Below are 11760 nucleotides of genomic sequence, written 5' to 3' on the forward strand. Positions count from 1 at the left end.
CTTTTACAAATATGAGGAATCATATGTCAGACGTTATGAACAAAGAGCGCTCAGACATTGAGACGAAAAGCTACCGGGAGCTTCATCGTCCAGCGTCTGAGTTTGCGACTCGCTCAGAATATCTGGATCATGAACTACAAATCATGAAGCCACGCCGTTTTGGTCTCAACTTACCTGGGCGAGATTTTCGCTTTGAGTTAGAAGATTTAGTTCCTGCTCTTGCGGGTACCATCGGCATTATCTCAATGTATTCCGCAGTAATGATGTCTTGGGCTGATGGCCTGACTCAAGCTTGGGATCACATTACACTGGGTAAAGAGTTTGCGATTGAAGTCGCTCGTGTAGAAATGCTCTTCCCTGCCCTGTTTTTCTGTGTAATTGCGTCTGGTTTCTTAAACCCACGTGCAAACTTAGCAGGCAACCACGGACCAATGATCCCTTTGATTGGTTCTATCGCTCTCGCCGGTGCTCACCCTCTCGCTCTTGCAATTCTTCTTGGGGTATTCGGCCTGCTACTCAGTTACTTCAAAGGCGGCTCCAAGCTGGTGAACCTCACCTCTGAGGGCACCGCAGGTGGTTTGCTCATCTTCCTCGGTTTCACCGGCACTATGAGCCAAATCACGTCGATACAGGAGTGGGCCGTCGGCTTACAATCTGCTGATATCGCCGCGGGCAGTATGGGGTACATAGGTTTAGTTGTACTGGGTGTAAACATTGTGATTTATGCTCTGCTCGCTAAGTTTAACCTACGCTGGTTAGCCATTCCGGTGTGTGCCTTTACGGGGTTAATTATTGCGCTGGCTTTAGGCGCAGGCTTCGATCTGAAGTTTGAGACCCAAATGGGCTTGCCAAATCTGAACCCTGTTTACTGGTGGGGTAGCACTGAGCAAGGTTGGATGTTGGGTATGCCAACATTGCAACACTTCATTGCATCACTGCCATTCGCCATTCTGGCAGTTGCCATGTGGTCACCAGACTTCCTTGGCCACCGAATCTTCCAAGAGCTGAACTATCCAAGACGTACTGAAAAAGTGCTGATGGATGTGGATGACACCATGACCATGTGTTCTATCCGCCAAATGGTGGGTACCGCATTGGGTGGTGGTAACATCACATCATCTTGGGGTACATACATGATCCCAGCGGCGATTGCCAAACGCCCAATTCCAGGCGGTGCGATCATCCTCGGCTGTCTCGTGATGACGATTGCGATCCTCGGTTTCCCAATGGATGCTGCGGTATGGCCACCGGTTATGCGTTGTGCTCTGTTAGTGGGTGTATTCCTACCACTGCTAGAAGCTGGCATGCAAATGATCAAAAACACCAAGGATTCACAAGCCGCAGGTATCTGTATCTTTGGTTCAGCAGTCGTGAACCCTGTACTGGCATGGGCTCTAACAATGCTTCTGGATAACAACGGCCTTATCGGAGACAAAGAGCGCGCAGCAAAATTGTCCTTCGTAGATAAAGTTGTGATCCCTGGCGGCGTGCTAATCATCTGTTTGATTGCTATGCTTGCTGTTGGCATGTTGGAAAGCCAATATGGTCTACAAGCTTGGTTGTAATCACCATTCTTGATTGGGTAGCGCAACTGCGCTACCCAAACTTTATTTTAAATTTTTAACTTTTATTGATTTAGTTTAAGGTTTACGAAATTTTTTTAGCGTAGAGTAACGACATTAAAGGAACTAATAGTGATATCCATATTCAAACAGTGACAGATTGAATTTGGATATCGTTATTGAAGAGTGTACTGCTCCCCTCGGGGATAGCTGGCTCAACGGCGAAGACAGTACGTGTTTTTTCTACTCATAAAGGTAGGTATGTCATGGCAGAGCAATTTGCTAAAGCTTGGGAAGGTTTTGCGGCAGGTGACTGGCAAAACGAAGTTAACGTTCGTGATTTTATTCAAAAGAACTACACACCGTACGAAGGCGACGAATCTTTCCTAGTTTCTGAAGGTACTGAAGCAACCAACAAGCTTTGGGACAAAGTAATGGAAGGTATCAGACAGGAAAACTCAACTCACGCTCCTGTTGATTTCGACACTTCTCTTATCTCTACCATCACAGCTCACGACGCTGGCTACATCAACAAAGACCTAGAAAAAATCGTTGGTCTACAAACTGATGCTCCTCTGAAACGTGCAATCATCCCTAACGGTGGTATCCGTATGGTGGAAGGTTCATGTAAAGCCTACGGCCGTGAACTGGATCCTCAAGTTTCAAAAATCTACTCTGAATACCGCAAAACACACAACGCTGGTGTATTCGACATCTACACTCCAGAAATTCTGGCTTGTCGTAAATCAGGCGTTCTGACTGGTCTTCCAGATGCTTACGGCCGTGGTCGTATCATCGGTGACTACCGTCGTGTGGCACTGTACGGTATCGACTTCTTAATGAAAGACAAACTGGCTCAGTTCAAGTCTCTACAGGAAAGATTCGAAAACGGCGAAGATCTGCAAATGACCATGCAACTGCGTGAAGAAATTGCAGAGCAACACCGTGCACTAGGTCAAATGAAAGTGATGGCTGCGAAATACGGTTACGATATTTCTCGCCCAGCAGAAACCGCACAAGAAGCAATCCAATGGACTTACTTCGGCTACCTAGCGGCAGTTAAGTCTCAAAACGGTGCTGCAATGTCTCTTGGTCGTACTTCTACTTTCCTAGACGTGTACATTGACCGCGACATGAAAGCTGGCAAGATCACTGAAGTAGAAGCTCAGGAAATGATCGACCACTTCGTAATGAAGCTGCGTATGGTTCGCTTCCTACGTACTCCTGAATACGATGAGCTGTTCTCTGGCGACCCAATTTGGGCAACTGAATCTATGGGTGGTATGGGTCTGGACGGTCGTACGCTGGTAACACGTACTAACTTCCGCTTCCTGAACTCACTGTACACCATGGGTCCATCTCCAGAGCCAAACATCACTGTTCTGTGGTCTGAGCAACTGCCAGAAGGCTTCAAGAAGTTCTGTGCGAAAGTATCTATCGATACTTCTTCTATCCAGTACGAAAACGATGACCTGATGCGTCCAGACTTCGAGTCTGATGACTACGCTATCGCATGTTGTGTATCACCAATGGTGATCGGTAAACACATGCAGTTCTTCGGTGCTCGTGCAAACCTTGCAAAAACTCTGCTGTACGTAATCAACGGCGGTGTGGATGAGAAACTGAAAATCCAAGTGGGTCCAAAAATGCCTAAGATCATGGACGAAGTTCTGGACTTCGACGATGTATGGGGCAAGCTGGATCACTTCATGGGTTGGTTGGCGACTCAATACGTCACTGCTCTGAACAGCATCCACTTCATGCATGACAAGTACAGCTACGAAGCTGCTCTGATGGCTCTGCATGACCGTGATGTACGTCGTACTATGGCGTGTGGTATCGCAGGTCTGTCTGTTGCCGCTGACTCTCTGTCTGCAATCAAGTACGCGAAAGTAAAACCTGTTCGTGACGAAGACGGTGTAGCAGTCGATTTCACTATCGAAGGCGACTACCCTAAATTCGGTAACAACGATGCACGTGTTGACGACATCGCTTGTGAACTGGTTGAGCGTTTCATGAACAAGATCCGTTCACTGAAAACTTACCGTGATGCAGTGCCAACTCAGTCTATCCTGACTATCACTTCAAACGTGGTATACGGTAAGAAGACAGGTAACACACCAGACGGTCGTCGTGCAGGTGCTCCATTCGCACCAGGTGCAAACCCAATGCACGGTCGTGACGAGAAAGGTGCGGTAGCTTCTCTGACTTCAGTAGGCAAACTGCCATTTGCTCACGCGAAAGACGGTATCTCTTATACCTTCTCTATCGTGCCAAATGCACTGGGTAAAGATGAAGGTTCACAACGCGCTAACCTGGCAGGTCTGATGGATGGTTACTTCCACCACGAAGCTGGCATTGAGGGTGGTCAACACCTGAACGTTAACGTTCTGAACCGTGACACTCTGCTAGATGCAGTTAAGCACCCAGAGAAGTACCCACAACTGACTATCCGTGTATCTGGATACGCAGTACGCTTTAACTCTCTGACTGCTGAACAGCAACAAGACGTTATCGCTCGTACTTTCACTGAATCTCTATAAGATTTAGCGAGTCTCTTCAAAGCCCCGTTTCGACGGGGCTTTTTTGTTTTTCACACTCAGCTACACTTTTTTCTGTATATCACAGCACATTTGTGCTTTTCTCTACTAGGTTTATTCTCAGCAATGGCGCATGATCCATTGGCTTTTCTTTATATCTCCGAGACATAGTTCACTAACCATGAAATCGATTCGCTATTTGCCTTTGCTGTTCATCAGCACTTACGTCGCCGCAGCACAAACACCGACTTTTACCCTAAGCATCGATAATGACGGTGTATTCGGGGTGGATCAAAACTACACCAATGGCCTTTTCCTTAGTTATACCTCAGGAGCCATTACGCCTTATTGGCTTGCAAAACCGCTGAGTTTATCTGTATGGGGAGCGCCCAGTTTGGATAAATGGGAATTCACCCTCGGCCATAAAATGTGGACGCCTTCAGATATTGAATTGACCAAACCACAGCCGAATGAACGCCCTTATGCTGGTTATTTACACACTGAATTCAATTACCTGAGTCTACATCCACAGCAAGCACAGCGTTTCAATCTGACCTTAGGGATGACGGGCGAAAGCGCCTTATCTGAGGATGCGCAAAAAATTGTGCACAATATTACAAAATCGGATAAACCGAACGGTTGGGCATACCAAGTCGACGATAAATTTGTTGGCAGCCTAGGTTACCGCTCGCATTTCAACTGGGGCCGCTATCAAGCCATCGGTGGCACTGCGTTAGAACTAGCGAACATCACCGAAGTCAACGCTGGGAATTTTCGCAGCGATCTCTCTTCTGGGTTGATGCTACGGTGGGGAACTGATTTAGAGAACAACTTTGGCGCAGCACAAATCTCGGTTGAAAATCCGTTCACACCGGGCATGATCGGGGCCTCGGATCAAGGCTGGTTTGTGTTCACTGGCATTGAAGGTCGTTACCGGTTTAACGATATTACTATCGAAGGTGACCGCCCATTAGACGGGTTAGATCACCCTGCTGAGTATTACCAAGTGCATGTTGAACCATGGCAAGCGACCGCAGTGGTTGGGTTTGCTATGTATGCACGCAGCTTTGGTGCCAGCTTAACCTTTACCGCTAACAGCTCCGAATTCAAAGAAGATAAGGAAACCATCAGCGGTACAGGTAACGTTGCTCTCTATGCTTTCTTCTAAGTTCAACGCACGTGGCTACAGCGTGAAACGTTGACAATCGTTTTCTAAACTCTCAGCGCGCATTTCCACTTCTCCACTGGTCATGCGCAGCTGATTGTTATATGACTCCAACGCCCGCATGGCACTCAAAATCTGAGTCATATTCTTCGCCATAGCATGGCTTGTTTCTGAGAGCTCTTTAATCGAAGAGAAAATCATCTCGGTTTGTGATGCAGCCTCGTTGGTTCCTTGCGTAATCCTTGCTAGCGCCTGCATCGCTTCATTCCCTTTGCTTTGCCCCTCTTCCATGGTCTGCTCTGATTGATTCATGAACAAGATCACTTCCGCACTCTCTTTTTTCATGGTTTCGATGGTGCCAGAAATTTCGCTCACCGCATTCACCGTTCTGACGGCCAAACTACGAACTTCATCAGCAACAACCGCGAACCCTCGTCCCTGTTCTCCCGCGCGTGCCGCCTCAATCGCCGCATTCAAGGCCAATAAGTTAGTTTGTTCAGCAATACCATTAATAATGTCCATGACCGAGTCGACTTTGGCAGAGGCTTGCTCCAATTGTTGAATATGCCCAGCTGCCGATTGCAAAATATTTCCGACTTCACGTAGCGAGCCAATTGCCACACCTATAATTTTGCTTCCCTCTTCAGCCGCCAACGTCGAAGCTTTGCTGACATTGGCAACCACTTCGAGCGAGTGTGACACTTGCTGAGTCGTCAAGCTAACCTCTTCGGTGGCTGACGCAAGGCGATGTGTTTGATCCATAACTTCAGACTGACTACTGACTAGATTATCGATCGCTTGATTTAAAGCGATCGCATCACCGGATAACGCAATACTGCGGTCTTGCACTACGTGCACCAATCCGCCGAGGTTTTCACAGCTTTTATTGACGGCAAAACCCAACTGATTGAATTCATCATTCTTATTGGCCGAAAGAGTGAGCCGCTGTGATAAATCTCCCGATGATAATTTTTCCAGTACCCGTTTGATCTGGCTGAGCGCTTTAGTTAAAGACATGCTAACCATCATAAATAGCAATATCGTTAATACCGCCAGAATCACACAAGCTACCAGAATGGAGAGTAAAGTGTGCTCACCCGCTTGCTCTGCTAAGGTTTGATAACTTTCACTGACACTTTCAAGGCGATGCGACGTGGATTCAATCACATCCTGTGCTTTCGCTTCGCTACTTAACAGCTTTTGCTCAATCTCTTTGACCTGCTGAGAAAGTTCACTAACACGTAAAAATGTGGCTTTGAACTGTTCAATTTCCGCTTTGTAAAGATCCAGCATCGCGTAAGACTGTGATGTGCTGATAAAGCCCGCTAGCGCTCGATTAAACAACTTCAAATTTTGCTCATTCGGTTGCAGTAAGTAATTTTGCTGCGTCTTAACCATGGCTTGGAAATCAGAATTGATGGTCACCATCCCTGTTTCATCAATTTTCTTTTCGATGGTGACGGCTAAACTTTTCAATAGGGCTAACTTGCCATCATCCACATTAAAGCCCAGTTCGCCTTTTATCTGCAGCCAAGGTTGCATATCGCTGATAAAGGCTTGTACCGCCTGCTGTAATGCATCTCCCTCGTTGGCAAAATCATTGTTGATTAAGAAATTTTTATTGCGCTCAACTTTTTGGGTGAGCTCATTTAATCGTGTTTTTATATCTGCAACTTTACTCGAATCGAGATGTTCACGTTCAGAGGCCAATTCAAACAGCTGCGCTTGGGTAGCGAATAAAGCCGCAGAGCCTGTCGTCACGCCCCCACTTTGTTGGTACTGCAAATTCATTTTGGATAAGCTTCGCGCGGTAAATAGGGACAACCCAATAAAACCTAAACAAAGAACAACAATAAATAAGGTGATCTTTTGTTTTTGTGAAAGTTGTATTACATCCATCTTTTCACTTCCTTTTTCATACTGCATCACTGCACTGTTCACTTCACCAGTTTACTTACTGACAACAGATACTCTTTATGATTGATAGGAAAAGTTTAGACCTAGGATGCAAGACTTACCCACTTTTCATTCAAATTGATCCTTCGCTACATAGAACGCCATGACCAGAAACTTGCCTCAACCCGCGTGAGCCCTTGTCGCGGCTAGCTATAGAGTAAATTAGCCAAGAGATAAACCTATTTAATCCCTGCTATTTGTAATAAAATAACGCCCAAATTACATAACTGAGAAGCGCTCATGTCTACCATTGGTCGAATCCACTCTTTCGAATCTTGTGGCACTGTTGATGGCCCTGGAATCCGCTTTATTGTATTCCTACAAGGGTGCCTGTTCCGCTGTAAGTATTGTCATAACCGCGACACTTGGGACACTCACACAGGCCGTGAAGTGACGGTTGAAGAAATCATCAAAGAAGCGAAGTCTTATCGTCACTTTATGAATGCTTCCGGTGGTGGTATCACCTGTTCTGGTGGTGAAGCCATGCTGCAGCCGGAGTTTGTGCGTGATTTTTTCCGCGCAGCGAAAGCCGAAGGCATCCACACATGTTTAGATACCAATGGCTACATTCGTAAGTTCACACCTGTGATTGACGAAGTGCTAGAAGTGACAGATCTGGTCATGCTCGATATCAAACAGATGGATGACGAGATTCACCAAGATCTGATCGGTGTCTCCAACAAGCGCACTCTCGACTTTGCCCGCTACCTACATCAAATTGGCCAAAAGACTTGGCTACGTTATGTGGTGGTTCCAGGTTACACCGATGATGAAGCCTCAGCACATCAGTTAGGTGAGTTCATCAAAGACATGGAAAACATCGAGAAGATCGAACTGCTGCCTTATCACAAACTTGGTGCTCATAAATGGGAAGCCATGGGTGAAGAGTACCCCTTGGAAGGTGTGAATCCCCCAAGCAAAGAAACCATGGATAAAATCGTAGCAATCCTTGAGCAGTATCACTCAAACGTAAAATACTGATTCAACCTCGCGGCGTTATCGTAAAAAATACCAACCACTTCGGTTGGTATTTTTTTAGGTAACTCGATTGGAATTAGCACAGCTCGCTTCAACCATTATTATTTTTGCCGTTTTACTTTTGGTGAAAAAAGATAGCCAGCACGCACTGTGGCCAAAATTTCGTGATGATAGAACTTTCCAACATCTCACCTACTTTGTGATGTTGGGGCTATTTCTACTCTGGTCAGCACAAGCCAGTGTTAAAGAAGGGCTCACCATTCATTTTCTCGCCTTAACCACATTGACCATGATGTACGGTTGGCGCAGTGCGTTTATTATCACTATCCCTATCACCGCTGCCCTAGCATTGTTTGGCAAAATAAGCCTCGCCGCTTTGCCAGAGTATCTGCTGCTTTCTAGCTTGCTGCCTATATTGATCAGTTACTCGGTATTTGCCTTAAGCTATCACTACCTACCGAGAAACATCTTCGTATTTATTTTTGTGGCTGGCTTTTTTAATGCCGGCGTTACCGGCAGTTTGCATCTGTTGCTAAACTCGCTGTATGTTTGGGAAATGGGGACTTATGATTGGAAAACGATCATGGATAACTACCTGATTTTTATCCCTCTACTTGCCTTTCCTGAAGGTCTACTCAATGGCATGGCACTCGCCATTTTGGCGGTGTTCCGCCCCGAGTGGCTGCGCGTATTTTCCGATCGTGATTATTTGTATAACCACTATCATCGCCATTAAGTATGCTGTTTTTTTGTGCTTTCACTATTAAAACCGTGTTGAGATCATGTTTCACTCTGTACCAATGCTGTTAACCTTAAATCAGCAAAATAATAACTCTGATTTGAAGTGAGGCTTTACATGGAAATGACCAACGCTCAGCGTTTGATCTTATCGAACCAATATTTCCTTATGTCGCAACTTGACCCAAACAACGCAAATAAATACAAGCGCTTGCAAACGATTGTTGAGCGCGGCTACGAGCTACAAATGCGTGAACTGAACCGCGAGTTTGGCTGCCTGCCTGAAACGGAATGCCGTGAAATCATCGACATTATGGAGATGTACCACGCGATGCAAGAATCCAATCGCATGTTGGATGACGCGGCGCGCAAAGATGTTGACCAACGCCGTTTGACTTTCCTTGGTTTCGATATGGCCACCGAAGCACAATTGGTGAACTACGTACGCTTCTTAGTCGACTCTGAAGGCCTCTACCCACAATTTGATAAGGGCGAGCACCATTTCAACAGCCAAATGCCAATGTTGGTGAAGTACCGCCGCATGCTGACCACTTGGCGCAATTGCCCACGTCAGTACCATCTGTCGGCCAATGAATTGCGCCAAATCATGAACGCTTAATTCGCTTTTTCATCCCTTTTATTCTCTTAAGCTGGCTTTAATGCCAGCTTTTTATTTGGCTCTTTTCCCACCATACAGACTGCTCTTCGCCATCCCAACTATCTGACTCATTCGAAATCACGATTTTGAAATAAAACCATAATTCTTAAGCAAAAGAGTAGATTACAGACTAGGCTTAAATTGTTAGGGATTTGTATACAGCGGTTGTATGTCGTCATGACATTTTCAAAGGGGAAACAACTATGAGTATTTTTGAACACTTTCAGGCACGCTATGAAGCCGCCAAGGATGAAGAGCTGTCCATTCAGGACTTTCTGGCTCTGTGTAAAGAAAACAAAAGTGCTTATGCCAATGCCGCGGAGCGCTTATTGCTGGCCATTGGCGAACCCGAGATGATTGATACATCCAAGCACTCGCGCCTTAGCCGTATTTTTTCCAACCGAGTGATTGCTCGTTATAAAACCTTCGAAGATTTTTATGGCATGGAAGAAGCCATAGAACAGATCGTCGCTTACCTCAAACATGCCGCACAAGGTTTGGAAGAGCGCAAGCAGATTCTCTATTTACTCGGCCCTGTGGGCGGCGGTAAATCATCACTGGCGGAAAAGCTCAAAGCTTTGATGCAACAAATGCCGATTTATGTATTGTCGGCCAATGGTCAACGCAGCCCAGTGAACGATCACCCCTTCTGCCTATTCGATGTCAATGAAGATGGTGAATTGCTCAAACAAGAATACGGCATTGATCGTCGTTACTTACGCTCCATCATGTCCCCTTGGGCAGCTAAACGCCTGCATGAATTTGGTGGTGATATTACCAAGTTCAAAGTGGTGAAAGTGCGACCATCCATTCTGGATCAAATCGCGGTAGCCAAAACCGAACCGGGCGATGAGAACAACCAAGATATTTCCTCTCTGGTCGGTAAAGTCGACATACGTAAACTCGAACATTTTTCACAAGATGACCCAGATGCCTACAGCTACTCCGGCGCGCTGTGCCGCGCCAACCAAGGTTTGATGGAATTCGTGGAAATGTTCAAAGCACCGATTAAAGTGCTACACCCACTACTAACCGCGACCCAAGAAGGTAACTATAACGGTACTGAAGGGCTTTCTGCGTTACCGTTTGATGGCATGATCCTCGCCCACTCGAACGAATCCGAGTGGCAAACTTTCCGTAACAACAAGAACAACGAAGCGTTCCTAGACCGGGTTTATATTGTCAAAGTGCCTTACTGTCTGCGTGTTTCTGGTGAAGTCAAAATCTACCAAAAACTGTTGGATCACAGTGAGCTATCCAAAGCACCTTGTGCTCCAAGCACACTCGAACTACTGGCACAATTTAGCGTGCTGTCACGCCTAAAAGTGCCAGAGAACTCTTCCCTGTTTTCAAAAATGCGTGTCTATGATGGTGAAACGCTGAAAGACACCGATCCGAAAGCCAAAAGCTATCAGGAATACCGTGACTACGCCGGGGTTGATGAAGGCATGTCTGGGCTTTCCACCCGTTTCGCGTTCAAAATCCTGTCTCGCGTGTTTAACTTCGATCACTCAGAAGTTGCCGCGAACCCAGTGCATCTGTTCTACGTTATCGAACAGCAAGTCGAGCGTGAGCAGTTCCCACAAGAAACGGCGGATCGCTACAATGAGTTCCTCAAAGGCTATTTAATCCCGCGCTATGTCGAATTCATTGGCAAAGAGATCCAAACCGCTTACCTAGAGTCTTACTCTGAGTACGGTCAGAACATTTTCGACCGCTACGTCACCTACGCCGACTTCTGGATTCAAGATCAAGAATACCGTGACCCAGAGACAGGCCAACTGTTTGACCGTTCAGCACTCAACAGTGAACTGGAGAAAATTGAGAAAACCGCGGGGATCAGCAATCCAAAAGATTTCCGTAATGAAATTGTTAACTTCGTACTGCGTGCTCGTGCCAACAACAATGGCCAAAACCCTGTATGGACCAGCTACGAGAAATTGCGCACTGTGATCGAGAAAAAGATGTTCTCCAATACTGAAGATCTGCTTCCGGTCATCTCCTTTAACGCGAAAACCTCATCCGACGATCAGAAGAAACACGATGACTTCGTCGCTCGTATGATGGAAAAAGGCTATACCGAAAAACAAGTCCGCTTGCTGTCTGAGTGGTATTTGCGAGTACGTAAATCCTCATAGTGTGTATGCCGTGTAATGGTCGGCG

The 11760-nt window shown here is 46.2% G+C and carries 8 protein-coding genes; 7 read left to right on the forward strand and 1 reads right to left on the reverse strand.

Translation table 11 applies throughout. The features are described from left to right. The first annotated feature begins 23 nt into the window (after positions 1-23). From MKA69_RS12650 to MKA69_RS12660, 3 genes are all read left to right on the forward strand, one after another. The gene (locus MKA69_RS12650; protein WP_001286258.1) at positions 24-1565 is read left to right on the forward strand and encodes a DUF3360 family protein; all 1542 of its coding nucleotides are present in this window, start codon (positions 24-26) and stop codon (positions 1563-1565) included. Between the two features lie 263 nt (positions 1566-1828). Further along, the gene (pflB, locus tag MKA69_RS12655; RefSeq protein WP_000840429.1) at positions 1829-4105 is read left to right on the forward strand and encodes a formate C-acetyltransferase; all 2277 of its coding nucleotides are present in this window, start codon (positions 1829-1831) and stop codon (positions 4103-4105) included. Between the two features lie 178 nt (positions 4106-4283). After that, positions 4284-5270 (forward strand): lipid A deacylase LpxR family protein, encoded by a 987-nt coding sequence (locus MKA69_RS12660; protein ID WP_000836396.1) that lies wholly within the window; start codon positions 4284-4286, stop codon positions 5268-5270. A gap of 15 nt (positions 5271-5285) precedes the next feature. Here MKA69_RS12660 and MKA69_RS12665 read toward each other — a convergent pair whose 3' ends face one another. Beyond that, positions 5286-7166, reverse strand: coding sequence for a methyl-accepting chemotaxis protein (locus tag MKA69_RS12665; protein WP_305848169.1), 1881 nt, complete (start codon positions 7164-7166; stop codon positions 5286-5288). 297 nt (positions 7167-7463) lie between these two features. Between MKA69_RS12665 and pflA the strand changes: the two genes are divergently transcribed. The 4 genes from pflA to MKA69_RS12685 all read left to right on the forward strand — a co-directional run bounded on the left by pflA (position 7464) and on the right by MKA69_RS12685 (position 11735). Beyond that, a complete protein-coding gene (pflA, locus tag MKA69_RS12670) occupies positions 7464-8204 on the forward strand; it encodes a pyruvate formate lyase 1-activating protein (protein WP_000103940.1) in 741 nt (246 codons plus the stop codon). 67 nt (positions 8205-8271) lie between these two features. Then, positions 8272-8937, forward strand: a complete 666-nt coding sequence (locus tag MKA69_RS12675) for an energy-coupling factor ABC transporter permease (protein ID WP_055030653.1) — start codon at positions 8272-8274, stop codon at positions 8935-8937. Between the two features lie 120 nt (positions 8938-9057). Beyond that, a complete protein-coding gene (locus MKA69_RS12680) occupies positions 9058-9558 on the forward strand; it encodes a YfbU family protein (RefSeq protein WP_055030326.1) in 501 nt (166 codons plus the stop codon). Positions 9559-9800: 242 nt separating this feature from the next. Then, positions 9801-11735 carry a PrkA family serine protein kinase gene (locus MKA69_RS12685; RefSeq protein WP_000021519.1) on the forward strand — a complete coding sequence of 645 codons (1935 nt, stop codon included), beginning with the start codon at positions 9801-9803 and terminating at the stop codon, positions 11733-11735. The last annotated feature ends 25 nt before the right edge of the window (positions 11736-11760 follow it).

Origin of the sequence: Vibrio sp. AH4, assembly GCF_030710545.1 — a bacterium.
Taxonomy (GTDB): domain Bacteria; phylum Pseudomonadota; class Gammaproteobacteria; order Enterobacterales; family Vibrionaceae; genus Vibrio; species Vibrio metoecus.